22 protein-coding genes and 1 riboswitch are annotated in these 24,286 nt (G+C 73.4%); of the genes, 16 read left to right on the top strand and 6 right to left on the bottom strand.

What is annotated here, in order from left to right; translation table 11 throughout:
* From E4P43_RS04465 to E4P43_RS04420, 10 genes are all read left to right on the top strand, one after another.
* A complete protein-coding gene (locus E4P43_RS04465; protein WP_135144215.1) occupies positions 1 to 1,200 on the top strand; it encodes a response regulator in 1,200 nt (399 codons plus the stop codon).
* A gap of 199 nt (positions 1,201 to 1,399) precedes the next feature.
* On the top strand, positions 1,400 to 1,897 hold the full coding sequence (locus E4P43_RS04460; RefSeq protein ID WP_135144214.1) for a PD-(D/E)XK nuclease family protein: 498 nt from the start codon (positions 1,400 to 1,402) through the stop codon (positions 1,895 to 1,897).
* A 101-nt stretch (positions 1,898 to 1,998) separates the two neighbouring features.
* Positions 1,999 to 2,550, top strand: a complete 552-nt coding sequence (locus E4P43_RS04455) for a hypothetical protein (RefSeq protein WP_135144213.1) — start codon at positions 1,999 to 2,001, stop codon at positions 2,548 to 2,550.
* Positions 2,551 to 2,663: 113 nt separating this feature from the next.
* Positions 2,664 to 3,806 carry a hypothetical protein gene (locus tag E4P43_RS04450; RefSeq protein ID WP_135144212.1) on the top strand — a complete coding sequence of 381 codons (1,143 nt, stop codon included), beginning with the start codon at positions 2,664 to 2,666 and terminating at the stop codon, positions 3,804 to 3,806.
* Positions 3,807 to 4,062: 256 nt separating this feature from the next.
* Entirely contained in the window at positions 4,063 to 5,160 is a 1,098-nt protein-coding gene (locus tag E4P43_RS04445; RefSeq protein ID WP_135144211.1) for a hypothetical protein, read from the top strand.
* A 148-nt stretch (positions 5,161 to 5,308) separates the two neighbouring features.
* Positions 5,309 to 6,928 carry a sodium-dependent transporter gene (locus E4P43_RS04440; protein ID WP_135144210.1) on the top strand — a complete coding sequence of 540 codons (1,620 nt, stop codon included), beginning with the start codon at positions 5,309 to 5,311 and terminating at the stop codon, positions 6,926 to 6,928.
* On the top strand, positions 6,925 to 7,047 hold the full coding sequence (locus E4P43_RS04435; protein ID WP_135144209.1) for a methionine/alanine import family NSS transporter small subunit: 123 nt from the start codon (positions 6,925 to 6,927) through the stop codon (positions 7,045 to 7,047). Before E4P43_RS04440 ends, E4P43_RS04435 begins: the two co-directional genes overlap by 4 nt.
* A gap of 81 nt (positions 7,048 to 7,128) precedes the next feature.
* A riboswitch (SAM riboswitch) is annotated at positions 7,129 to 7,222 on the top strand.
* 178 nt (positions 7,223 to 7,400) lie between these two features.
* Complete coding sequence (locus E4P43_RS04430; RefSeq protein WP_135144208.1) at positions 7,401 to 8,417, top strand: ATP-binding cassette domain-containing protein; 1,017 nt, start codon at positions 7,401 to 7,403, stop codon at positions 8,415 to 8,417.
* A complete protein-coding gene (locus E4P43_RS04425) occupies positions 8,414 to 9,073 on the top strand; it encodes a methionine ABC transporter permease (RefSeq protein ID WP_135144207.1) in 660 nt (219 codons plus the stop codon). Before E4P43_RS04430 ends, E4P43_RS04425 begins: the two co-directional genes overlap by 4 nt.
* Before the next feature lie 66 nt (positions 9,074 to 9,139).
* Complete coding sequence (locus E4P43_RS04420; protein ID WP_135144206.1) at positions 9,140 to 9,958, top strand: MetQ/NlpA family ABC transporter substrate-binding protein; 819 nt, start codon at positions 9,140 to 9,142, stop codon at positions 9,956 to 9,958.
* Between the two features lie 176 nt (positions 9,959 to 10,134).
* Here the strand turns inward: E4P43_RS04420 and E4P43_RS04410 are convergent, their stop codons facing one another.
* Entirely contained in the window at positions 10,135 to 10,836 is a 702-nt protein-coding gene (locus E4P43_RS04410; RefSeq protein ID WP_135144205.1) for a TetR family transcriptional regulator, read from the bottom strand.
* 102 nt (positions 10,837 to 10,938) lie between these two features.
* Between E4P43_RS04410 and E4P43_RS04405 the strand changes: the two genes are divergently transcribed.
* Positions 10,939 to 11,637: a DUF4386 domain-containing protein gene (locus tag E4P43_RS04405; RefSeq protein WP_135144204.1), complete on the top strand. Its 699-nt coding sequence runs from the start codon at positions 10,939 to 10,941 to the stop codon at positions 11,635 to 11,637.
* Positions 11,638 to 11,667: 30 nt separating this feature from the next.
* Here E4P43_RS04405 and E4P43_RS04400 read toward each other — a convergent pair whose 3' ends face one another.
* Entirely contained in the window at positions 11,668 to 13,158 is a 1,491-nt protein-coding gene (locus tag E4P43_RS04400) for an amidase (RefSeq protein ID WP_135144203.1), read from the bottom strand.
* A gap of 186 nt (positions 13,159 to 13,344) precedes the next feature.
* Between E4P43_RS04400 and E4P43_RS04395 the strand changes: the two genes are divergently transcribed.
* Entirely contained in the window at positions 13,345 to 14,883 is a 1,539-nt protein-coding gene (locus E4P43_RS04395) for an adenylate/guanylate cyclase domain-containing protein (RefSeq protein ID WP_209313727.1), read from the top strand.
* Between the two features lie 3 nt (positions 14,884 to 14,886).
* On the opposite strand, the gene E4P43_RS04390 is transcribed toward E4P43_RS04395, so the two are convergent.
* Positions 14,887 to 15,933, bottom strand: coding sequence for a potassium channel family protein (locus E4P43_RS04390; protein ID WP_135144202.1), 1,047 nt, complete (start codon positions 15,931 to 15,933; stop codon positions 14,887 to 14,889).
* Positions 15,934 to 16,019: 86 nt separating this feature from the next.
* Complete coding sequence (locus tag E4P43_RS04385; RefSeq protein WP_135144201.1) at positions 16,020 to 17,765, bottom strand: class I adenylate-forming enzyme family protein; 1,746 nt, start codon at positions 17,763 to 17,765, stop codon at positions 16,020 to 16,022.
* Between the two features lie 102 nt (positions 17,766 to 17,867).
* Here E4P43_RS04385 and E4P43_RS04380 point away from each other — a divergent pair, with 102 nt between their 5' ends.
* On the top strand, positions 17,868 to 18,719 hold the full coding sequence (locus E4P43_RS04380; RefSeq protein ID WP_135144200.1) for a patatin-like phospholipase family protein: 852 nt from the start codon (positions 17,868 to 17,870) through the stop codon (positions 18,717 to 18,719).
* Positions 18,720 to 18,732: 13 nt separating this feature from the next.
* On the opposite strand, the gene E4P43_RS04375 is transcribed toward E4P43_RS04380, so the two are convergent.
* Together E4P43_RS04375 and E4P43_RS04370 are read right to left on the bottom strand one after the other, a co-directional pair.
* Positions 18,733 to 20,328, bottom strand: coding sequence for a long-chain-fatty-acid--CoA ligase (locus E4P43_RS04375; RefSeq protein ID WP_209313726.1), 1,596 nt, complete (start codon positions 20,326 to 20,328; stop codon positions 18,733 to 18,735).
* A gap of 63 nt (positions 20,329 to 20,391) precedes the next feature.
* Positions 20,392 to 21,060, bottom strand: a complete 669-nt coding sequence (locus tag E4P43_RS04370) for a TetR/AcrR family transcriptional regulator (RefSeq protein WP_209313725.1) — start codon at positions 21,058 to 21,060, stop codon at positions 20,392 to 20,394.
* Positions 21,061 to 21,168: 108 nt separating this feature from the next.
* Between E4P43_RS04370 and E4P43_RS04365 the strand changes: the two genes are divergently transcribed.
* The 3 genes from E4P43_RS04365 to E4P43_RS04355 are packed head-to-tail and all read left to right on the top strand — an operon-like array spanning position 21,169 to position 24,280.
* Complete coding sequence (locus E4P43_RS04365) at positions 21,169 to 22,389, top strand: acyl-CoA dehydrogenase family protein (RefSeq protein ID WP_135144198.1); 1,221 nt, start codon at positions 21,169 to 21,171, stop codon at positions 22,387 to 22,389.
* Positions 22,386 to 23,378 carry an acyl-CoA dehydrogenase family protein gene (locus E4P43_RS04360; protein ID WP_135144197.1) on the top strand — a complete coding sequence of 331 codons (993 nt, stop codon included), beginning with the start codon at positions 22,386 to 22,388 and terminating at the stop codon, positions 23,376 to 23,378. Before E4P43_RS04365 ends, E4P43_RS04360 begins: the two co-directional genes overlap by 4 nt.
* Positions 23,375 to 24,280, top strand: a complete 906-nt coding sequence (locus E4P43_RS04355; RefSeq protein WP_135144196.1) for an enoyl-CoA hydratase-related protein — start codon at positions 23,375 to 23,377, stop codon at positions 24,278 to 24,280. The genes E4P43_RS04360 and E4P43_RS04355 overlap by 4 nt, the downstream gene beginning before the upstream one ends.
* Positions 24,281 to 24,286: the final 6 nt, after the last annotated feature.

The following is a 24,286-nucleotide window of genomic DNA, read 5'->3' as shown; positions in this document are numbered from 1 at the left end:
ATGTCCGCCGCTAGCCCCTGCCCCCGCCGCCCGCGCATTCTCTTCGTCGACGACCAAAGAGATGTGGCGGTGACCCTGTCCAAGCTGCTACCCAAGGGCAGTTTCGAGTGCAGATTCGCCGACGACGGCGAGGCCGCCCTGACGCGACTCTCCGCCGAAGCGTTCGACCTGGCCGTGGTGGACCTCCATATGCCGCCCGATGACTGGGGAGGACTCTGGTTGCTCCGCGAGCTGTCGGAGCGTGGTCTCGCCATCGACACGCTTGTCCTGTCTGGAGAGGGTGGGCAGTCTGAGACGATCGAAGCGATGCGATTGGCGCACGACTTCGTCATGAAAGACAGGGCAGCCATCGAGCTCCCCGAGCGAATCCAAGAGGTGCTCGCCCGGAGCCAAAGTTCGCGTGTCGACTTCGCCGTCAATCAACTTCCAACCCCCATCGCTCTCCCGTATCAGCGCATGCAGGTGCCGCTTGACCGGGAATCTCAACTGCGGGCGAGTCTTGTGACAGCTGAAGCGATTGCACGATTTTGTGCACTCGCCGCCATCTCCGCCATACGGACCGAAGGGCCGCTCGACCAGCCGGTGCTCACCCATCTGGTGCGGCCGAGCTTTGGAACTTGGCAGGAAATCTGCCGTCGTCTTCTTCCGCAGCTCCGTGACCGAGTGCTGGTCAGGTGGATCGAGGCCGTATGTGTCACCGAGGCGAACGCCGTCGTACAGCACCGGAACGATGTGGTGCATGGCGGCGGCGCCCCGGCCAGCGGCTGGGATGGGGCACTGGCCGATGTGCTCGGATGGCTGGACTGGTTCGTCTTGACCGCCCGGACGAGCACCCCTCTCGAATTGGTGGTCGCAGGACCTATGGCTTTCACGGGGAGCACCTACAGCGTTGACCTCGCAGTTCTCGCTGGCGCAGCCCAGTCCGTGGCGCCGGTGCGCGCGGATGTCGCGACTCCGCTGGTCACCGGCCGCGTGTACCTGCGATCCGCCGGAGGCTATGTAGACATGTGGCCGCTGGTCCTGGCGGACGGTGCCCTGGCCGGTGACTGGACCGTGAGAGTGGTGGATGGCTTCCAGCAGAGCCGTCATGGTGAAACGAGCACGACGGACCGCCTGAAGTATGTGGATCTGAGCACTGGTTCGCGGGATACATCAGCGCAGCATCAGCTTGGCGAACTACTCAGCGGTCGCGAGCAGTGAGGCATTGGGGAGGCGCTGTGCCTCTCGGTGATCCGCCTCACGCGACTCACTGGCGGTTCCGGCAGGACCAGCTGGCATTGCGCTGCGCGGGTGGCAGGAGCGCTACGAGGAGACAGCATCTGCCTGGCAGCACGTCGCTGCGGCGGAGCGGTCTCGCGCCGGCGCGCTTGTGTCCCAGTGGAAGCCACGGCTGGCGGACATGCGGGACGCCCAGCAGGCCCTGCTGGTGAGCGGCCGCTGGCGGGGTGGCCCGCGGACGCTCCTCGCTGCCCTGGACTTGCAGTACCGGGAGCTGGCAGTGACCGCGGGATTGGCCTGGTTGCTCCGTCCCGACGGCCACCACGGCCTCGGTCCCTCTGTGCTCGACGGGCTGCTGGATCACCTGGAGCTCGACGGGTCCGGCGCGGACCCCGGTGTGCGGGTGGTGCTGGAGGAGCAGCGGGAGGAAACCCGGGCCGACCTCGTCATCTACGGCCACAGTTGGACGATCGTGGTAGAGGCCAAGACCTTCGCCGTCGAGCAGGAGCGTCAGCTGGACCGCCTGTACGAGCACTGGCGGGACGAGCCGGCGCCCAGCTTCGTCTTCCTCACCCGCGGCCGGCGGCTGCCAATCACCGCCGTGGAGAGCCGCGGCCACTGGCGAGCACTCACCTGGGAGCAGGTCCCGACATCGCCCGCGCGGCCGCCACCTCGTTGACAGGGGCAGCTCCCGGAGTCCACGACTACATCGCCACCCTGGAGGCCTACCACCGTGCCTGACCCGCTCGCCGTCACGCGCGAAGATGCCGACGCAAAGGCGTGGTTCTACCTCGACCACCGGCACGACATCGAGACCTGGGCTGCTCTACGCGCAGAAGGCGCCAGCTTCTGGACAAGCACCTCGTCGGGGTCGCTGCGCAGCTGGAAGAGCTGGCCGAAGAACTTGCCGCCGAGCTGGAGACCAACGACCTGGACTCGGGCTCCTGGCCGAGGGCGGGATTGCGCCGCTCGACCTGGCAGCACAATGGAGCTGCGGACGTCAGCGCCGTCATCCAGTGGGAACGCGCTCGTCTGCTCACGCCGGGGTCGTATGAGTGGCCGTACGTCGCCGTGCGTCTGCCCGCCGACGCGGCTGACGAGGAACGCCGTCGCCAGATCAGCGAGGCCAGGCGACCGGTGCGCGCACAGCTCAAGGGGTCGTCCGGTCGGACGTTCCCGTTCTGGCGCTACGTTGAGTCGCCGACTGGCGCGCCGCTGGATCCGGCCGCGCTCATCCGGGACGTTCTGATGGCCTTCCGCCAGCTGTGGGACGCCGCAGCGCCGGTCCTGGATGTGCTGCATGCTCGTCGCGACGGAATCACCGCGCTCTGACTACCGTCGTAGCGCTGTTGGATGGCGGGCGGTCGACTGAGAACTGTCAGTACCCATTCGTAGCCTCCCGGTGAGCGCCAGCAAAGGTTGGCGCCAGAGCGGGGGAGGCCACGATGAGCAGTTTGGAGCAGATTCGCCGCCAGATCGACGAGGCCGTCAAGAAGCGCGCCGAGGCGGACAAGCAAGCAGCAGACGCACGCGTCAAGCAGGCAAAGAAGGAAGCGGACGCGGCCTCGTACCGGTCCAGGGCGGACCGCGCCTCTTCGCAGTCAATGGCACGTTCCTACCTGCGGCAAGCCGAATCGGCGCAGAAGGAAGCGCTGACGCTGGGAGCCAAAGCCGCGGGCTACAGCACCAAGAGCGCCCAGTTCTCGAAGAAGGAAGCTGACCTCAGCCGGGCACTGTCAACGGCGTTGGACAAGCAGCGCAGCGATGAGCAGCGCGTCCAGAAGCAGCGGCAGCTAGCCGACCAGCGGGCGCAGAAGCAGCGAGAAGCTGACGAGAAGCGCGCCCGCGAACGGCTGCAGTTGGCCGAGCGGCGAGCCAGGGAACGAGAGCAGCAGGCAGAACGAGCCCGGACGCAGGCGCTGATGGCGGCGACTGAGAGCCGACTGCAGCAGCAAATCGCAGAGATCCGCCCTCCGCAGGTAGAGCGCCTTCGCATCCTCTATGTGACTGCCGCTTCCGACGGGGACCTGCGCGTGGACAAGGAGATCCGCAGGGTCAAGAAGGGGGTCAAGGCGGCAACGCTCCGAGACCTCGTGGAGATCGAGCCCCTGCTTGCCGCGACTGGGGCCGACCTTCTGGACGGCATGAGCGGCTTCAAGCCCCATGTGGTCCACTTTGCCGGGCACGCTGACGAAGACGTGTTGGTGTTCGACACCGAGGCCGACGGTGACAACCTGGGCCAGGTGATAACGAAGTCGGTGTTCGCCCGCGCGATGGGAGCGGTCGACAACCCTCCCGTCCTGGTCGTCCTCAACGCCTGTCACTCCACTGGGCACCTCGACGAACTGCTCACCGTCGTTCCGATGGCGATCGGCATGTCCGACGAGATCGGCGACCCAGACGCGATGTCCTTCGCCGCGAGGTTCTACACCGCCATCGCCGACGGCCAGTCCGTCAGGAGTGCCTACGAGGCGGCGCGCATCCAGATGGAGATGGACGGCATGTCTGACGCGGATCTGCCGGTCCTCCGCGCACAGGACACGGTGGACCCAGCGGCGACACCGCTGATCATTCCGCCAGCGGACTAGCTTCCGACGCGTGGTGGGGCGAGTCCGCTCACCACGGGTGCCGATTTCGGAGCTGAAGGGTGCAAGCCGCCGGCGCCGTTCGTAGAAGCGGATGCCCGGACCTCGCCGTTCGTGGATCTAACACCCCACCCCTGTTGTCCACGTCGGGCCCGGTCGGCTGACCGGGCCCGACGTGTGTCCACAGCCTGCTGCGCAGCCGTCACGGACATCGGTGATGATTCGGCGGTCCTCACCCCCTGCGAACAGGAGCACCCCCATGGCCCGCCGCCGCGTGGACGAGGCCGGCCGGCAGCTGGGCTGGCGCGGCACCGTCGCCCTGGTCCTGGGCATCGCCGCCGTCGTCACGCTGCTGATGACGCCGTGGATGGGCCGCGGGCTCGCGCTGCTCCTGCCCTCGGCGTGGGCCCAGGTCGCCGCCGGCGTGCTGCTGACGGCGGGTGTCGTCGGGTGCTTCGTCGCGGGTGTGCGGCGACCGCCGAACAAGCGCTTCCCGCCCACGCTCGCCGCCGTGTGCGCCGGCCTCACCGCCACCATCTGGCTGCTCGCGCCGATCGGCGGGAGGGGCAGCGGAGCGGCCGCGCCGGCGGCGGGGGAGTCGGTGGCGCCGCTGATCCTCACCTCCTACCTCTCGTGGCCGGTGATCGCCGTGACCCTGGGAGTGCTGTCCTGGTGGGACAACCGCCGCCGTCGGCGCCGGGGCGAGGACCCCGACGGCATCAGCCGGAGCCACCGGACGCCGTCGCGCCGGTCGTGGCTGATCGGTGCCGGCATCCCGACCGGCGTCGCCGTCGTCGCCGTCACCCTCGGCCTCGTGGCCGGGCCGCCGGCGTCGGAGACGCGCCCCGGGATCGCCGCGGAGGACGCCGGCCCGCTGCGCGTGGTGGACGTCCCGTCACTGTCCGGCACCTCCCTCAGCCCGAGGATGGGGGCGGTCGAGCGGCCCGTCGACGAGGTGCACTCCTTCCTCGGCGTGATGCTCGACGACCTGACGCGCGCGGCCCCGATGAGCCGGTGGTGGACCGTGCTCGCCCAGGTGGAGGAGGCGCCGGGCGAGTACGACCCCCTCGTCCGGCTGAGCGTCGTCGACCTCGCGCCCGGGGCCGACCAGGCGGCGGTCGCGGCCACGGTGCCGACGTCCACCGGCGGACGGGCGGGCGGCGACTGGTGGCTGGTGGCCGACGAGGCCGAGGCCTGGGAGACGGCTGCGGTCGCCGACGGGGGGACGCTGCTCGTCCTCCACGTCGGGGAGGGGTCGAGCGGCGGGGCCCGGCAGCAGACGCTGGAGACGCTGACCACCGAGCTCACCGCGGAGCGGCGGGCCGCCCTGGCCGAGGCCACCCGAGCCGCCGGCTGACCCGGTCCGCCGGCGTCGCGCTGGTGGCCGGCCCCGGTCGCGGGGCTCCCCGGCAGCCGCGGGGCGCCGGGTCCTGACATCCTCGTCACCACAGGAGGACGCCGACCCGTGGCCGGCGTCCCTGGCGGAGCACGACCCGGGAGGTCGCATGGGCACGACGGCAGGCCGAGTCCCGGAGCAGGCCGCTGAGGAGCGACGGCGGGGCTCGTTCAGCTCCCGGCGGGTCTTCATCCTGGCGGCGATCGGCTCGGCGGTGGGGCTGGGCAACATCTGGCGGTTCCCCTACGTGGCGTACGAGAACGGCGGCGGCGCGTTCCTCGTGCCGTACCTCGTCGCGCTGCTGACCGCCGGCATCCCGTTCCTGCTGCTGGACTACGCGATCGGGCACCGCCACCGCGGCTCGGCGCCGCTCTCCTTCGCCCGGCTGCGCCGCGGCACCGAGGGGCTGGGCTGGTGGCAGGTCGCCATCTGCTTCGTCATCGCCGTCTACTACGCCGCGGTGCTGGCCTGGGCGCTGCGCTACACCTTCTTCTCGCTCGACCAGGCCTGGGGCCCGGACCCCGAGGCGTTCTTCTTCGGGGAGTTCCTCCAGGCCGGTGACGTGGCGGTGACCGCCGACGTGGTGCCCGGGGTGCTCGTGCCCCTCGCGCTGGTCTGGCTGGCCGTCCTGGTCATCATGGCTCTCGGCGTGCAGCGGGGGATCGGGCTCACCTCGCTGGTCTTCATCCCGGTGCTGGTGCTCGCCTTCGTCGCCCTCGTCGTCCAGGCCCTGCTGCTGCCGGGCGCGGGGGCCGGCCTGGACGCGCTGTTCACCCCCGACTGGTCGGCGCTGACCTCGGCCTCGGTCTGGGCCGCGGCGTTCGGCCAGATCTTCTTCTCGCTGTCCGTCGGCTTCGGCATCATGATCACGTACGCCTCCTACGTGCGCCGGCGGGAGGACATGGTCGGTTCCGGCCTCGTCGTGGGCTTCTCCAACTCCGGCTTCGAGCTGTTGGCCGGGATCGGGGTCTTCGCCGCCCTGGGGTTCATGGCGCAGGCCGGCGGGGTCGCGGTCGACGAGGTCGCCAGCGGCGGGATCGGCCTGGCGTTCATCGCCTTCCCGACGATCATCAGCGAGGCACCGGCCGGTGCCCTGCTGGGTGTCCTCTTCTTCGGGTCGCTGGTCATCGCCGGCATCACGTCGCTGATCAGCGTGATCGAGGTGGTGATCTCGGCGGTCCGGGACAAGCTGGAGACCAGCCGCCTCACCGCCACCCTCGCCGTCGGCGTGCCCGTCGCCGTCCTCAGCCTGGTGCTGTTCAGCACCACGAGCGGCATCTACGTGCTGGACGTCGTCGACCACTTCGTGAACCAGTACGGCATCCTGGTCGTGGCGCTGGTCAGCATGCTGGTGGTCGCCTGGGGCCTCCGGGCCCTGACCGGTCTCGGCGAGCACCTCAACGTGCACGGCCGGCCTCGCGTCGGCGCCGGGTGGCGGGTGCTCACCAGCGTCGTCGCCCCGGCTGGACTGGCGGTCGTGCTCGTCCTCGCGCTCCGTGATGACCTGGAGACCCCCTACGAGGGCTATCCCACGTGGCTGCTGGCCGTCTTCGGCTGGGGGATGGCCGTGGCGCTGCCGATCGTCGGGTTCCTCCTCGCCCGGCTGAGGTGGCGCGCCGGGACCCACCTGGACGGGCCACCACCGGGCTCCGACCCGGCGGCACCGCTGCACGTGACCCCGACGACGGAGCTGGCCCCGGGATCCGGGCACGAAGGAGGACGTCGATGAGCACCAGCGCGATCGTGATGATGGTGGTGGCGATGCTCGTGATGTGGGGCGGCCTGGCGGTGTCCGTCGTCAACCTCCTCCGCCAGGGGGCCGTGGAGGACCGCGCCGAGGACGCCTGACCCTCGGGGACGGCGGCCACGTGAGCGAACTCGCAGGTCCCGCGCGGCGCGCCGCGGCTGCGCTCCGTAGAATCTCCTGCGCAACCATCCGGAGCGGCTGAGAGACCTGGCTCGTCGACGTCGCAGCAACCCCCCGCACCGCGGGCGCGGGTGCTACTGCCAGGACCGATGGAGGAACACCATGCGGTACGGGCGTCCGTCGTGGGCTCGCCGGCACATCGACCTGTGCCGGACCGGCACAGCCATGTGTCGCTGAGGCCACCGCCGACTCGCGACACGACCCCCGCGGAGCCCGCCGTCCGACCGACGGCGCTGCCCCGCTCCTGCCTGCTCACATCGAGGACCACCGCCCCGTGATCGAACTGAAGGACGTCCGCAAGGTCTTCCCTGCCCGGAGACGGGCGGGGGAGGTCGTCGCCGTCGACGGCGTCAGCCTGACGGTGGAGCGAGGGGAGTTCGCCGGCGTCGTGGGCCCGAGCGGCTCGGGCAAGAGCACGCTGGTGCGCCTGGTGAACCTGCTGGAGCGGCCGACGTCGGGCTCGGTGACGGTCGACGGGCGGGTGCTCACCGAGCTGCCCGACGACCAGGTCCGCCAGGCGCGCCGCTCCATCGGCATGGTGTTCCAGCACTTCGAGCTGCTCGACTCGCGGACCGCGGCGGGCAACGTCGAGCACCCGCTGGAGCTGGCCGGGGTCGGCCGGGCCGAGCGCCGCCGGCGGGCCGCCGAGCTGCTGGACCTGGTCGGCCTGGGCGACCGCGCCGACGCCCGGCCGGCCCAGCTCTCCGGCGGGCAGAAGCAGCGCGTGGCCATCGCCCGCGCGCTGGCCGTCCGCCCGAACGTGCTGCTGTGCGACGAGGCCACCTCGGCCCTGGACCAGGCCAGCACCGCCGGTGTGCTGGAGCTGCTGCGCCGGGTGCGCGACGAGCTCGGCCTCACCGTCCTGCTGATCACGCACGAGATGGCCGTCGTGAAGGCCGTCTGCGACAGCGCCGTCCTCCTGAGCCAGGGTCGCGTCGTCGACAGCGGCCGGCTGGCCGACGTCCTCACCCGGGAGCGCTCGCCGCTGGGTGACGCCCTGCTGCCGGCCCCGGTCGCCGACGCCGGCGCCGGGCACGGCGGCGCGCTGCTGCGGGTCACCGTCACCGACCGCACCCCGGAGACGGTCGTCCTGGAGACGCTCATCGGGGACCTGGGCCTCGCCGTCGAGATCGCCGGCGGCTCGGTCGAGACGGTCGCCGGCGGCCGCTACGGCCGGCTGCTCCTGCGGGTCACCGGGGGAGTCGAGGGGCTGGACGACGCCGTGCAGCGCCTGCGCGCCGGCGGCGTCCTCGTCGAGCGCGTCCCCGCGACCGCCGAGGTGGACCGATGAGCGACTGGACCCGCATCTACCCGCAGCTGCTGGACGCCACGTGGGAGACGCTCTACATGGTCGGCGTCGCGGCGCTGATCACCGTGCTCCTCGGCGTCCCGCTGGGCGTGCTGCTGACCGTCACCGCCCCGGGCGGGCTGGCCCCCCGGCCCGCGCTCAACCGGCTGCTGGGCCTGGTCGTGAACCTTGGCCGCGCCCTGCCGTTCATCATCCTGCTGGTCCTGGTCGCCCCGGTCACCCGCGGCATCGTGGGGACGACGATCGGTTCCACCGCCGCGATCGTGCCGCTCACCATCGGGGCGATCCCCTTCCTCGCCCGGCTGGTCGAGACGAGCCTGCGCGAGGTCGCGGCGGGCAAGGTCGAGGCGGCGATGTCCATGGGCGCCCGCCGGCGCGACGTCGTCCGCACCGTGCTACTGCCGGAGGCCCTCCCGTCGCTGGTCGCCGGGGTGACGGTCACCGTCGTCGCGCTGATCAGCTACTCGGCCATGGCCGGGGCCGTCGGCGGCGGCGGGCTGGGCGACTTCGCCATCCGCTTCGGCTACCAGCAGTTCCGCACCGACATCACCCTGGCGACCGTCGTGCTGCTGCTCGTCGTCGTCCAGGCCCTGCAGTGGGCCGGCGACCGCTGGGCGCGGTCGCTGGCGCACACCTGACCCGAAGCTCCCGGCGGCCGACCGGCCGCTGGCACCACCGCACCACCACCGAGGAGAACCACCGCCATGCGCACCCGTTTCCCCGCCGTCCTGGCTGCCGCAGCGATGACGGCGATGCTCGCCGCCTGCGGCGGCGGTGACGCCGAGCTGTCCGGGGCCGACGAGCCGCTGCGGGTGGGCGCCTCGCCGGTGCCGCACGCCGAGATCCTGCGCTTCATCGACGAGAACCTCGCCGAGGAGGCCGGGCTCGACCTGGAGATCAAGGAGTTCACCGACTACATCCAGCCCAACGTGGCCCTGGACGACGGCTCGCTGGACGCCAACTACTTCCAGACCATCCCGTACCTGGAGCAGCAGGAGGCCAGCGCCGGCTACGACTTCCAGGCGCTGGACCCGGTCCACATCGAGCCGCTCGGCATCTACTCCGAGAGCCTGACCGACCTCGCCGACCTGCCCGACGGCGCGACGGTGGCCATCCCCAACGACCCGACCAACGCCGCCCGCGCCCTGCGGCTGCTCGAGGCGAACGACCTGATCACCCTCGCCGACACCGGTGACACCGCGCCGACCTCGCTCGACATCGAGGAGAACCCGAAGAACCTGGAGGTGTCCGAGGTCGAGGCCGCGCAGGTGCCCCGGTCGCTGGCCGACGTCGACATCGCGGTGATCAACGGCAACTACGCCATCGAGGCCGACCTCGTGCCGGCCGAGGACGCCCTGGCGCTGGAGGAGGGCGAGGGCAACCCCAACGCCAACCTGCTCGTGGTCCGCACCGGTGACGAGGACGACGAGCGGATCCAGAAGCTCGAGGAGCTGCTGCACTCCGACGAGGTCCGCCAGTTCATCGAGGAGACCTACGAGGGCGCGGTCCTCGCCGCCTTCTGACCTCTCTGCGCACGAGGGCCCCGGTCGGCACCCGGCCGGGGCCCTCGTGCGTCCGTCAGAGGTCCAGCACCGTCACGGTCTGCCCGCCGCTGGTCTCGCCCGTCGGCCGGAGGCCCAGGCCTCGGTAGGAGCCGACGACGCCGGCGACGTGGTGACCGGCTCGGAGTGCGGCGTGCTCACGGGTGCGCGGTGGAGGCCCACCCGGAGCGCTGCAACCGCTCGGCGCCGTCCAGGAGCAGGTCGAGGGCGAACTCGAACTCGAACTGCTCGTCGCACCCCTGACCGACCGACGACAGGTCGCCCCCGGTCGCCGCGGTGGCGATCGCCAGGATGCCGGGGAACCGCTGTGCGAGCTCCCGGGCCACGGCCGCCTGCTGCTCGGGGTCCGGTGCGGGCGCGTCGCCGGCGGGCCCCTCCTCGAACAGCTCCGGGCTGAAGCCCCAGATCCGGTTGCCCAGGGCGTGCATGACGTGGTGGGTCAGGTCGGGGGAGAAGCCGCCGTCGAGGAAGTGCCGGGCCACCGCGTCCATGTGGGCGAGCACGACGGCGGTCCGGTGGGTGCGCGACTCGATCGCCCTGCGCGCCCACGGGTGCCGGAGCACGGCCCGGCGCGCGCCCAGCACCCGGGCGCGGACCGCGGCCCGCCAGTCCAGTGCCGGGTCCGGGGCCTCGACCTCCGCGAGGACCAGGTCGACCATGCCGTCGAGCAGCACGTCCTTGCTCGCGACGTGCTTGTACAGCGCCATGGGAACGACGCCGAGGCGCTGCGCCAGGGCCCGCATGCTCACCGCGTCGATGCCGGCCTCGTCGGCCAGGTCGACCGCGGCGGCTATCAGGCGGTGGCTGCTCAGCGGGGTGCGGGCGGTCCCCGGTGCCATGTGCTCCTCCTGCCGGTGCTTGACGAGGTGTACAGCGTACGCCTAGCGTCCGGAGTCGTTGGTGTACGCCGTACACCACATCCTGCTACCGGAGGAGTTCCCATGGGGTCGACCAGGACCACCGCGGTCGTCGCGGGCGTGTTCTTCGTGGTCGCGGCGGTCACCGCCGTCATCGCGCTGGCGCTGTACCAGCCGGCGCTCGGGGACGCGGAGTTCGTCCTCGGCGCCGGGGAGAGCACCGGCGTGCTGGTCGGGGGCCTCCTGGAGGTCGTCCTCGCCGCCTCCTGCATCGGCACGGCGGTGACCCTCTACCCCGTGGTCCGGCAGCACGGGGAGGGCATGGCGCTGGGCTACGTGTGCGGGCGGCTGCTTGAGGCCGCCGTCATCGTGGTCGGGGTGGTGGCCACGCTGTCGCTGGTGACCCTGCGGGGCACGGCGACCGGCGGCGACGGCGAGGCGCTGGTCGCCGTGGCCCGGGCGCTCGTCGCCGTGCACGACTGGACGTTCCTGGTCGGTCCCGGGCTGGTGATCGGCGTGAACAGCCTGCTGCTCGCCGTGCTGCTGCACCGCTCGCGCCTGGTGCCGCGCGGCATCACGGTCCTCGGCCTCGTGGGTGGGCCGCTCGTGCTCGCGTCGTCGGTCGCGGTCATGTTCGGCGTCTACGACCAGGTCTCCGCGTGGGGCTTCCTCGGCGCCGTGGTGGTCGCCGTCTGGGAGATGGCGCTGGCGTACCGGCTCGTCGTCACCGGCTTCCGGGCGCCCGCCCCCGTTCCGGCGTCGGTCCGGGCCGTGGCGGCCTGACGCGGGGCCCCGCCGACGTCCCGCACCGGCTCAGCGCGCGACCGCCGGTGCGGGCAGGTGGTGGGCCCACGGGGCGGCGACCTCCAGCTGGCGGGCCAGGCGGAGCAGCAGCTCCTCGCTGCTGAGCCGGCCGACGAGCTGCACACCCATCGGCAGCCCTCCGGGGGTCCGGTACAGCGGCAGGCTGATCGCGGGGCGCCCGGTCACGTTCGCCAGCTGGGTGTAGGGCACCCACGCCAGGTTGGCCTCGACCATCTGGTCGACCATGCCCACCCGGCGCAGGACCCCGGTGGTGCGCGTGCGGAGCATGCCCTCGGCGACCAGGCGCAGCGGGGCCGGCGTGGCGAGGGAGCCGACGCGGATGGGCGGTTCGCCGAGCGTGGGCGTCAGCAGCAGGTCGTGCGTGGCGTGGAAGCCGGCGAGGGCCCCGATGTAGAGGCGCCGTCGCTCTTGCGCCGCCTGCAGGGCGGCCGCACCGAAGGACCGGCCGAGCGCGGCCATGATCCGTGTGTCCAGCTCGAACCCGTCGTCGCCGGCCCCGGTCTCGCGCCTGATCCGGTCCACCTCGTTCGCCTGGTGGACGAACCAGATGGTCAGGAAGTCGCGGCCCAGCTGCCGGTCGTCGTGCGGCGGGTCGACCTCCTCCACCTCGTGGCCGAGGTCGGTGAGCAGCGCGGCCGCGTGCTCGACGGCGCGGACCGCCTCGGGATGCGGCTGGTCGCGCAGGGCGCAGCGGGTCGTGTATCCGATCCGCAGCCGGCCGGGTGCCCCGTCCAGCCGGTCGAGCAGCGGCCGCTCGGGCAGGGCGGGGGAGAAGGGGCTCATGGCGTCAGGCCCGACGAGCGCGTCGAGCATGGCCGCGGTGTCGCGCACGGTCCGCGAGACGACGCCGTTGGTGGCCAGCCCGCCCAGCGGCTCGCTCTCGTCGGGGCCGAACGGCACCAGCCCGCGCCCTGCCTTGAGCCCGACCAGCCCGGTGCAGGCCGCGGGGATGCGGATGGACCCACCGCCGTCGCTGGCCGCGGCCACCGGCACGATCCCGGCGGCGACGGCGGCGGCCGACCCGCCGGACGAGCCGCCGGGCGTCCGGTCGAGGTCCCAGGGGTTGCGCGAGGGGCCGAACAGGGCGGGCTCGGTGACGCCCTTCGAACCGAACTCCGGCGTGTTCGTCTTGCCGAACACCACGACGCCGGCGTCGAGCCAGCGCTGCACCACCGTGCTCGTCCGCTCCGCCCGGCGGCCGGCCAGCGCGCGGCAGCCGTCGGAGGTCGGGGCCCCGGCGAGGTGCTGGTGCAGGTCCTTGAGCAGGAACGGCACGCCCGCGAACGGCCCGGACAGCGGCTGGGCCGCCCGCTCGTCGGCGTGGTCGTCCAGCCAGGTGACGATCGCGTTGACCGCCGGGTTCACCGCCCGGGCCCGCGCCCGCGCCACGTCGAGCAGCTCCGCCGGGGTCACCTCGCCGGCGGACACCAGCTCGCCCAGGGCGAGCCCGTCGTGCTGCAGGTACTCGCGCTCGTGCACCGTGGTCTCCTCGTCCTGGGGCTGTGACCTGCGACATCATGGCGGTCGGGCCGCCCGGACGTGGTCGGGGGTCCCCGGCGGGGAACCGGGTGCGCGCCCACCGACGGCGTGCGCGCACCATGACAGGGTGATCACGATCGGGGGAGGCCCCGGAACCCGGGACCGCCGGGCCTCGTTGCGCCGGCAGTGACCGACGACCACGGCGCAGGCCCGCCCGCGGAGGCCCCGGAGGGGCTGTGGCGGCGCGTCACCGACCGGGCGGGCTGGGTGCCCAGCGGCCGCCTGGCCGTGCCGCTGATCGTGCTCGTCGTGATGGTGGCCAACATGATCGGCGTCGGCACCGTGGTGCTGCTGCTGATCGGCGTCGAGGACGGGAGCAGCACGGCCGCGCGGACCCCGGTTCTCTGGACCGCGGCCGGCTACCTGGTGCTCGCCTTCCCGCTCGGCGGCCTCGCCGGGCTCCGGCGGCAGCGGGTCACGAACCGGTGGCTCATGGCCGGCCGGCCACCGACCGGCGAGGAGGCGCGGCACGCCCTCCGGCTGCCGCTGGACACCGCGCTCATCGCCGGCTGCGTCTGGTTCGCCGGCGCGCTCCTCATGGGGGTGGTCTCCGCCTTCGTCTTCCCCGACCCGCGGGTCGGCTGGCGCATCGGGGTGGCGGTGGCCCTGGGCGGCGTCGCCACCGCCGGCGTCACCTACCTCCTGGTCGCCTGGGCGGCCCGGGCGGTCACCGCCCGCGCGCTGGCGGAGCACCCGCCGGTCGGTCGGCTGGCCCTGGGCGTCCGCATCCGCCTGCTGCTGACCTGGGGGCTGACCAGCGGCGTGCCGATGCTCGGCGTCGTCCTCCTCTACGTCGACCCCAGCAACCCCCGGGGGCCGGGCAGGACCGCCGTCGTCTTCCTGGTGGTGGTGGCGCTGCTGGTGGGGGCCCTGGCCACGCTGCTGATCGCCCGCGCGGTCGGGCAGCCGCTGCGCGAGCTGCGGGAGGCCGTGCAGCGGGTGGGCGCCGGCGACTACGACGTCGACGTCGTCGTGGACGACGCGGGTGAGATCGGGCTGCTGCAGGAGGGCGTCAACTCGATGGCGGCCGGCCTGGCCGAGCGCGAGCGCCTGCGCGACCTCTTCGGCCGGCACGTCGGCACCACCGTCGCCCAGCAGGCCCTGGCCACCGGCGTCTCGCTCGGCGGGGAGGAGCGGACCGTGGCCGCGCTGTTCGTCGACATCGCCGGCTCCACCTCGCTGGTGCGCCGCACCGGCCCGGAGCAGATGGTCGGCCTGCTCAACCGCTTCTTCGAGGTCGTCGTCGACACCATCGAGGGCGAGGGCGGGCTGGTGAACAAGTTCGAGGGCGACGCCGCGCTGTGCGTCTTCGGCGCTCCCACCGACCACCCCGACCCCGCCGGCGCGGCCCTGCGGGCGGCCCGGCGGATCTGCGACGCGGTCGCGGCGGCGGGCGAGGTCGACGTGGGCGTGGGAGTCGCCTGCGGCCGGGTGTGGGCCGGCCAGGTGGGTGCCGCCAGCCGGCTGGAGTACACCGTCATCGGCGACCCGGTGAACGAGGCCGCGCGGCTGACCGAGCTGGCCAAGGACCACCCGGGCCGGGCGATGGCGAGCGAGTCCACCGTGCAGACCGCCGGCGGCGACGAGCGCGACCACTGGGCCACCGGCGCGGAGGTCGAGCTCCGCGGCCGCGGCGAGCCCACCCGCACCTGGGTGCGCGCGTAGGGGCTAGCGCTGGCCCGGGTCGTGGGCCTTCACCACGACGAGCACGTCCTCCGGCTGCAGGGTGCCGATGAGCGGGTCGTCGAAGCGCAGGGTGCGGCCGCTGCGGGTCACCGACAGCACGATGTCGCGCAGCTGCCGCGGGCCCAGGCCCACCTCGTCGGTGGTGACGACGCGCTGGTGCAGGTCGAGCCCCTGGCCCCCGGTGACCAGGTCCTCGACGACGGCGACCACGCGCGGGGCGTCCGTGGAGAGGCCGAGCAGCCGGCCGCTGGTCGCCGAGGTGGTGATGACGGTGTCGGCACCGGACTGGCGCAGCAGGTTGGCGTTCTCCTCCTCCCGCACCGACGTCGTGATCGGCACGCTCGGGTTGAGCTGGCGCACGGTGAGGGTGATGAGCACGGAGGCGTCGTCGCGGTTGGCCGCCACGATCACCGACCGCGCCCGCTCGACCGAGGCCCGGCGCAGCACCTCGGTGCGGCCGGCGTCGCCCACCACGCCGGTGAGCCCGACGGAGTTGGCCTCGTCGATGGCCCGCGGGTCCGGGTCGACGACGACGATCTTCTCCGACGGCGTGCCGTTGGCCTGCAGCGAGCGGATGGCGCTGCGGCCCTTGGTGCCGTAGCCGCACACGATGACGTGCTGACGCAAGCGGGACCTCCAGCGACGGATGCGGAACTCCTCCCGCGAGCGCGTGGTGAGCGCCTCGAGGGTGGTCCCGATGAGGACGATGAGGAACAGCACGCGCAGCGGCGTGATGATCGCGAGGTTGATCAGCCGGGCCTGGTCGGTGACCGGCGTGATGTCGCCGTACCCGGTCGTGGAGAGGGTGACGGTCGCGTAGTACGCGGCGTCGAGCAGGGAGACCCCGCCGGGCTCGCTCTCGATGTCCCGGTACCCGTCGCGGTCGACGTAGACCAGGACGACGGTCAGCACGAAGACGAAGAGCGCGAAGATCAGCCGCTGGCTCACCTGCCGGATCGGCGAGGGCTCCTCGTGGGCGATCCGGACGCCGGAGTGCTCGGTCACCGGACCGTTCTCGGGCTCTGCCACGACGGCGACCCTAGAGCGCGCGGGGCCCGACTGCGCGGCGCCGCACCCGAGCGGGGGATGCGGCGCCGCGCGGCCGGAGGACGAGGTCAGCCGCCGGCGACGGCCTCCCGCTCGCGGGCGGCCAGCTCGCGCTTGAGCACCTTGCCCGCCGCGGACACCGGGATCGCGTCGATGAACCGCACGTCGCGCAGCCGCTTGTAGGGCGTCACCTTGTCGTTGACGGCGGCCATGACCGACTCCGCGGTGAGCGCCGCACCGGTGTCGTCGTCCTTGCGCACCACGTAGGCGATCGGAAGCTCCCCGGCCTCCTCGTCGGGCCGTCCCACGACGGCGGCGCCGGCCACCCCGGGCACGCCGAACAGGATCTCCTCCAGCTCGCGCGGGAAGACGTTGTAGCCCTTGTAGAGCAGCATGTCCTTGGTGCGGTCGACGATCGAGAGGTAGCCGTCCTCGTCGAGGATCCCCACGTCGCCGGAGTGGAACCACCCGTCGGCGTCGATGACCTCCGCGGTCGCCTCCGGCCGGTGCGCGTAGCCGCGCATGACCTGCGGGCCGCGGATGCAGACCTCGCCGCGCTCGCCGGGGGGCAGCGGGTCGCCGCCACCGAGCGGCCGGATGGTGATCTCGGTGTCGAAGACCGGGACGCCGACGCTGCCGGCCTTGCGGGTGCCCGACCGGAACGAGGGGTTGGCGGTGGCCATCATGGTCACCTCGGTCAGGCCGTAGCCCTCGCCGATGGTCGCGTTGGGCAGGACCTGCTGCAGCCTCTCGATCAGCGACACCGGGAGCGGTGCGGCCCCGCTGGAGACGCCGCGCACGTTGGACCAGTCCGCCTCGGCGAAGCCGGGAACCTGCAGCAGGGCGACGAAGACCGGCGGCGCGCCGCCGATGCTGGTGACCCGGTACCGCTGCGCGTCCTCGACGTACTTCACCGGGTCGAAGCGCATGTGGATGATCGTGGTCGTCCCGCCCATGACCATGCCGTTGAGATAGCCGATCGCGCCCATGGCGTGGAACCACGGCGTCAGGTTCACGATCCGCGCCTCGCCGAGCCGGGTCGGGAAGTCCTCCGGGCTGCCGACCTGCTCCATGGTCACGTCGCCGTGCTCGTCCAGGGCCGGCAGCGACCCGGAGGTCCAGCAGCCGGACTGAAGCACGTTGACGACGACGTTGCGGTGCGGCAGCTCCACGCCCTTGCTGACGCCGGTCGTGCCGCCGGTGTAGGCCAGGTGGGCGAGGGTCTCGGCGGGGTCGAGGTCGGCGTCGAGGTGCCGGTCGGTCGGGTCGCCGGCGAGCAGCTCGGACAGGTCGACGTCGCTGTCCTCCAGGCCGTCGAGCCGAGCGGCGAAGTCGAGGATGTGGGCCTCGCCGGTGACGACGACGGTGCGCACGCCGGTCTGCGCCAGGGCGCCGCGGACGAAGGGCAGCACCTGGTCCCAGGTGACGAGGACCGTCACGCCGGCGTCGTTGAGCTGCGCGGCCAGGTCGGCGGCCGGCAGGAGCGGGTTGGTGGGGGAGAAGGTGGCCCCGGCCAGCAGGATCCCGTAGTAGACCGGCGGGTACTGGCGGCAGTTGGGGATGTGCATGGCGACGACGTCGCCCGGCCCGACCCCGTGGTCGGCGAGCCAGCCCGCGACCGCGTGCGCGCGGGCGCCCATCTCGGTGAAGGTCAGCGGGACGTCGTGGTCGATGAACGCCTCCCGATCGCCCCATCGGCGCACCGCTGCCCGCAGGATCGACCCCACCGGGACGCTGGGGTAGTCCAGCGACCGGGGGAGCCCCGGCGGCCAGCTGGCCGCTGCCGGAGCCGGGGCGGACTGCACGGTGGTCATGCGTTTCCTCTCGTCGTGGAACCTCGGGGACACAGCGTGGCCCACGTCACACGCGCTGTCGAGGGTCTGTGCACCGGCGACGGGTCTGTGAGGATGGCCGCCATGAGCGACCAGCGCACCGCCCTCGTCCTCGGTGGCGGCGGCATCACCGGCATCGCCTGGGAGATCGGGGTCCTCGCCGGTCTGGCCGAGGCCGGCGTCGACCTGACCGGCGCGGACCTCGTCGTCGGGACCTCCGCCGGGTCGGTGGTGGGCGCGCAGGTGACCAGCGGTGCGCCCCTGGAGGAGATGTACGGCCGGCAGCTGGAGCCGCCGCAGCAGGAGAGGGTGGCCCGCGTCAGCCGGGGCACCCTGGCGCGCTACGGCTGGGCGATGCTGACCAGCCGCGGGCGCGACGTCGAGTTCCGGCGCCGGGTCGGCGCCCTGGCCCTGGCCGCGGAGAAGGCGGGCCTGACGCCGAGCGAGCAGGAGCGGCTCGACGTCATCGGCTCCCGCCTGGTGTCGACGTCCTGGCCGGAGCGGGACCTGACCATCACCGCGGTCGACGCCGCCACCGGCGAGTTCCGCACGTTCGACCGCACCTCGGGGGTGCCGCTGGTGCAGGCGGTGGCCGCCAGCTGCGCCGTCCCGGGCGTGTACCCGCCGGTCACCATCGAGGGCCGCCGCTACGTCGACGGCGGGATGCGGTCGGCGGCCAACGCCGACCTCGCGCAGGGCTACGACCGGCTGGTCGTGCTCGCCCCCATCCCGCGCGGGGTGGGCCCGATGGCCAGCGTCGACGCGCAGGTCACCGGCATGGTGTCGCGGGTCGCCGTCGTCTCGCCCGACCAGGCCAGCCGGAGCGCGATCGGCCGCAACGTGCTGGACCCGGCCGCGCGGGAGCCGGCGGCACGGGCCGGGCGCGCGCAGGCCGCCCAGGTGGTGCGCCGCGTCGCGGAGGTCTGGAGCGACTAGCCCGCGGGGAGCCTCAGACGACCGGCTGGGCCACCAGCGAGCCGGCCGAGTGCTCCTGGCGCAGCGACGTCTTGAGCACCTTGCCGCTGGGGTTGCGGGGGAGTGCGCCGACCACGGAGTACTCCCGCGGGTTCTTGTAGCGGGCCAGCCGCTCCCGGCACCAGGCCGCCAGCTCCTCCGACGTCGGCGGGTCGGCGGCGTCCCGCGGGGCGACGACGGCCAGCGGCGCCTCGCCGTAGCGGGTGTCCGGGACGCCGATCAGCGCCACCTCGGCGACCTTGGGGTGCGCGGCGATGACGTCCTCGACCTCGGCGCAGTAGATGTTCTCGCCGCCGGAGATGATCATGTCCTTCTTGCGGTCGACCACGTAGAAGTAGCCGTCCTCGTCCTGCCGCACGAGGTCGCCGGAGTGGAACCAGCCGCCTTTGAAGGCCTCCGCGGTGGCCGCGGGCTTGTTCCAGTACTCCTTCATGACCATCGGGCTGCGGTAGACGATCTCGCCGACCTCGCCCTGCGCGACGTCGTTCATGAACGGGTCGACGACGCGGACCTCGACGTTGAGGATCGGCGTCCCGACCGAGCCGATCTTGCGGACCGAGTCCTCGCCGCGCAGGAGGCAGGTGACGGGGGAGCACTCGGTCTGCCCGAAGGCGGTGACCACCTCGGCCTGCGGGAAGGTGTCGATCAGCGTGCGCAGCAGCGTGGTCGAGGCAGGCGCGGCGCCCCAGGACACCCGGCGCAGGCAGGACAGGTCGCGGTCCCCGATGCCGGGCACCTGCACGACGGCCGCCCACATCGCCGGGACGAGGAAGATGCTGGAGACCCGCTCCCGCTCGATCAGGTCGAGGGTCTCGACCGGGTCGAACCCGCCCGACCTCATGATCACGTTGGTCCCGCCCAGGAGCAGCGGCGGCAGCCCGCCGGCGAGCCCGGCGATGTGGAACAGCGGTGCGCCCGGCGCCCCGACCCGGTCGTCCGGCGCCCAGCCCAGGGTCGTGACCTGGCTGAAGCAGTGCATCAGCAGGTTGCGGTGGGTGAGCACCGCGCCCTTCGGGCGGCCGGTGGTCCCCGACGTGTACATGATGAACGCCGCCTCGTCCTCGTCGACGGCGATGTCGAGCGGCTCGTCGCCGGCCGCCGCCAGCGCCTCCTCGAACGGCTCGCTCGAGGAGCCGACCGAGCCCGGTCCGACGACCAGCACCGTGCGGACCTCCGGCGCCTGCTCGAGCGCCTTCTCGGCGACCGGCGCCAGGGCGGTGTCGACGACCAGCGCGACGGCACCGGAGTCGGTCAGCGCGTAGGCGACCTCGTCGGCGACCAGCCGGAAGTTGACCGGGACGACGACCGCGCCGAGCCGGACGCCCGCGAGGTAGGCCTCCCAGGCCTCCATGCCGTTGAGGGCGAGGACCGCCACCCGGTCGCCGGTGCGCACCCCGCGCTGCCCGAGCGCCCGGGCCAGCCGGGTGACCCGCTGGTCCAGCTCGGCGTAGCTGCGGCCCCCGCCGTCGAAGCGCAGCGCCGCGACGTCCGGCGTCTTGCGGGCGTGCCGGGCCAGCATGTCGCTCATGGTCATGCCCCGGCCCTGGAGGGTGGGGATCGGTGGGGTCACGGCGTCTCCTCGGCCTCGCGCAGGTGTGACCTGCGTCATGCTGTCGAAGCGGAGGTGGAGCGGTCAACCCTGACTGTCGATGGTGAGCATCCGCGCGGCGAGCCGCTTCCAGAGGGCGAGGTGCGGGTCGGTGCTCGCGGGTCGGTCCTCGAACGCGTAGACCAGCGCGACCCCGCGCATGCTGGTGAACAGCAGCTCGCAGAGCTCGCCGTAGAGCGGCGCGCCGGCGATCTCCGGGCCCCAGATCCCGTCGGCCACGGCCGCGATGGCCGCGCGCAGCCGGCGCTCCTCGCCGCGCAGCGCCCCCCGCAGGGCCGGGTCGGTGCGGGCGGCGGTCCACAGCTCCATCGCCGCCCAGAACGGCGGCTCCTGGAACGTCGCCCACATCAGGTCGATCGCGCGGTCGACCCGCTCGCGGCCGCTCGGCTCGTCGGCCATCAGCGCCGCCGACCGCCGGCGGACCTCGTCCAGCTGGGTCGTCGCCAGGTGCTCGGCGGCGGCCACCAGCAGCTCGGCACGCGACGGGAAGTGGTGCAGGAGCCGCCCGCGGGAGACCCCGGCCCGGGCCTGCACCGCGAGCGTCGAGGCGCCGGCCGCCCCCTCCTCGACGAGGCAGGCGACCGCGGCCTCCAGGATCAGCAGCCGGCTGTCGGCGGTGCGCTCGGAGCGGGTGCGCGGCCCCGGCGCGGGCGCCCCGGGAACGTCGTCCGGGGGCGCGGGCTCGGCGGTCACCCGCGGAAGCGTAGGCCGACCGCCCCACCCCGACCAGTCACCGTTGACCGTTTGGGGTGATCCCTGTCACGCTGCCGCCGTCCCGCCCACCGACGAGAGGCGCCGCCCGTGGACTTCGACGACAGCCCCGACGAGGCCGAGTACCGGGCGCGGGTGCGCGCCGCGCTGGAGCAGCACGCCGACGAGCTGCTCCGACTGGCGCCGGGCCAGGAGGCGGTGGACGCCCGCACGCACGAGGCGGAGATGCGCCGCACCCAGCGCGTCCTCCACGACGCCGGGCTGGTCGGGGTGACGTGGCCGCGGGAGTACGGCGGCCAGGGCGGCACGCTGCTGCAGCAGGCGATCGTCGGGCAGGAGCTGGCGCGGTTCCGCGTGCCGGCGCTGATCAACCACATCGGCATGGGCATGTGCGGCCCGACCGTCATCGCCCACGGCAGCGCCGACCAGCGCGACCGCTACCTGGCCCGGCTGCTCCGCGCCGACGACGTCTGGTGCCAGCTGTTCAGCGAGCCGGCCTCGGGGTCGGACCTCGCGGCCCTGCGCACCACCGCCGTCCGCGACGGCGAGGACTGGGTGGTCAACGGCCAGAAGGTCTGGACGACGCTGGCCCACGTCTCCGACTACGGGATCCTGCTCACCCGCACCGACCCGGAGAAGCCCAAGCACGCCGGCCTGACGATGTTCGTCGTCGACATGCACGCCCCCGGCGTCACCGTGCGCCCGCTGCGCCAGATGGGCGGGCAGTCGGACTTCAACGAGGTCTTCTTCGACGACGTCCGGATCCCCGACAGCGAGCGGCTGGGGGAGCCCGGTGAGGGCTGGCGCGTCGCGCTCACCACCCTGATGAACGAGCGGGTCACCATCGGCGGCGCGGGCACCGCCATCGGCGCCCCGGTGGAGGAGTTCGCCGAGCACGCGAAGGCCCGCCTGCCGCAGCTCGACCCCGAGCGGCAGGTGCTGGCCCGGCAGGCGGTCGGCCGTGCCGTCGTCGCCGCGCTCGGTGCCCGCTACACCGGCTACCGACGGCTCACCGTGCTCAGCCAGGGCGGGATCCCCGGCCCGGAGGCCAGCGCCGGCAAGCTCGCCGGCACCGAGGCCGCGCACCTCATGGCCGACGCCGGTGTGCGCCTCCTGGGCGACGACGCCGTCTACGCCGCCACCGCCGACGGCGAGGACCGCTGGCAGCGCACCCAGTCCTGGCTCCCCGGCATCTCCATCGCCGGCGGCACCGACCAGGTGCTCCGCAACATCCTCGGCGAACGGGTGCTCGGCCTGCCGCCGGAGCCCCGCCTGGACAAGACGGCGCCCTTCTCCGGAGGACAGCGGTGAACTTCGACCTCGACGACGACCAGCGCGACATCGCCGCCGGTGCGCGCGACTTCTTCCGCGGGAACGCCTCGCCGGCCGCGGCACGCGCCGGCCTGGAGGGCGGTGCGCTCGAGCCCGGCCGCAAGGCGCTGGCCGACATGGGCTTCCTCGGCATCACCGTGCCGGAGCAGGCCGGCGGCTCGGGGCGGCCGCTGCTCGACCTCGCCGTCGTCGCGGAGCAGGGCGGCGCGGTGCTCGCCGCGCCGTCGCTGGTGACCGCGGCGCGAGCGGCCGTGCTGCTGGCCGGGGAGCCGGAGCTGGCCGCCCGGCTGGCGGACGGGTCGACGGCCTTCGCCGTCCTCGACGGTCCGGTGGAGAGGTCGGCGCCGTCGGTCGACGCGGCCGACGCCACGCTCTTCCTGGGCCTGGACGGCGGCGCGCTGGTGGTCGGCGAGGGCGAAATCGTGCCCGGCCGGCCGCTGGACGCCACCCGGGGCCTGGCCTCGGTGCGGCTGACCTCGCGCCGGGTGCTGGTCGAGGACGCGGCGGAGCTGTGGGCCCGCGCCCGGCAGGTCGGGGCCGTGGTCATGGCCGCGGAGGACCTCGGGGGCGCCGACCGCTGCGTGCAGGTCGGCGTGGCCTACGCCCAGGAGCGGGAGGCCTTCGGGCGGCGCATCGGCTCGTACCAGGCCGTCAAGCACATGCTCGTCGACGCATGGGTGGGCGTGGAGCAGCTGCGCTCGCTGGTCTGGTGGGCGGCGTGGGCGGCCGACAACAACCCGGCGGAGCTGCCGCTGGCCGCGTCGGCGGCGAAGGCCTGCGCGGCGGCCACGTTCGAGCGGGCGGCGTCCACGCTGATCCAGGTGCACGGCGGCATCGGCTTCACCTGGGAGCACGACGCCCACCTGTTCTGGCGGCGGGCGAAGGTCGACCGCCTGCTCCTCGGCGACGAGGCCGAGCACCTCGATGCCGTGGCACGGCTCGCCGTCTCCGGCGCCCTGGGCGCGTGACGCGCCCCGGGGAGCTGACCGAGCTCCGCTACGAGGTGGCCGACCGGGTCGCGACGGTGACCCTGCACCGGCCCGAGCGGCTGAACGCCTTCACGATGACGATGGCCGACGAGCTGGCCCGGGTGGCGGCGGCCGCCGACGCCGACGACGACGTCCGCGTCGTCGTGGTGACCGGCGCCGGGCGGGCGTTCTGCGCGGGCGCCGACCTCGGCGCCGGTCCCGGGACCTTCTCCGACCGGCGCACCCGCGAGCGGCCGGCGGGACCGCTGCGCGAGTCGATCGGAGGCTTCCCGCGCGACGCCGGCGGGGTGGCCTCCCTGCCGTTCGCGGCGCTGCGCAAGCCCGTGGTCGCCGCGGTCAACGGGCCGGCCGTCGGCATCGGGGCGACGCTCCCGCTGGCCATGGACGTGCGGATCGCGGCGGAGTCCGCCCGGTTCGGGTTCGTCTTCGGCCGGGTGGGGATCGTGCCCGAGGCGGCGTCGTCCTGGTTCCTGCCACGGGTCGTGGGGATCAGCCAGGCGATGGAGTGGGTGGCCACCGGCCGGGTGTTCGACGCCGACGAGGCGCTGCGCGGAGGGCTGGTGTCCCGCGTCGTGTCCGACGAGGACCTGCTGCCCACCGCGTACGCGCTCGCCCAGGAGATCGTGGCGAACACCAGCGGGGTGGCCGTCGCCGCTGCCCGGCAGCTGCTGTGGTCGATGCTCGGCGCCGCCTCCCCGTGGGACGCCCACCGGGTCGAGTCGCGGGCGCTCGTCGAGCTGGGGGAGGGGCCCGACCCCGCCGAGGGGGTGGCCGCCTTCCTGGAGAAGCGGCCGCCGCGCTTCCCCGGCCGGGTGGGCGAGGGGCCGGTGGCCGGGGTGCCGCCGTGGCCGCTGCCCCCGGACGACGTCACGGACGGCTGACCGGTC

The sequence above is a fragment of the Blastococcus sp. TF02A-35 genome (genome assembly GCF_004571075.1).
Taxonomy (GTDB): domain Bacteria; phylum Actinomycetota; class Actinomycetes; order Mycobacteriales; family Geodermatophilaceae; genus Blastococcus.
The sequence above is the reverse complement of the archived record's forward strand: the minus strand, read 5'-3'. Positions and strand labels throughout refer to the sequence as shown.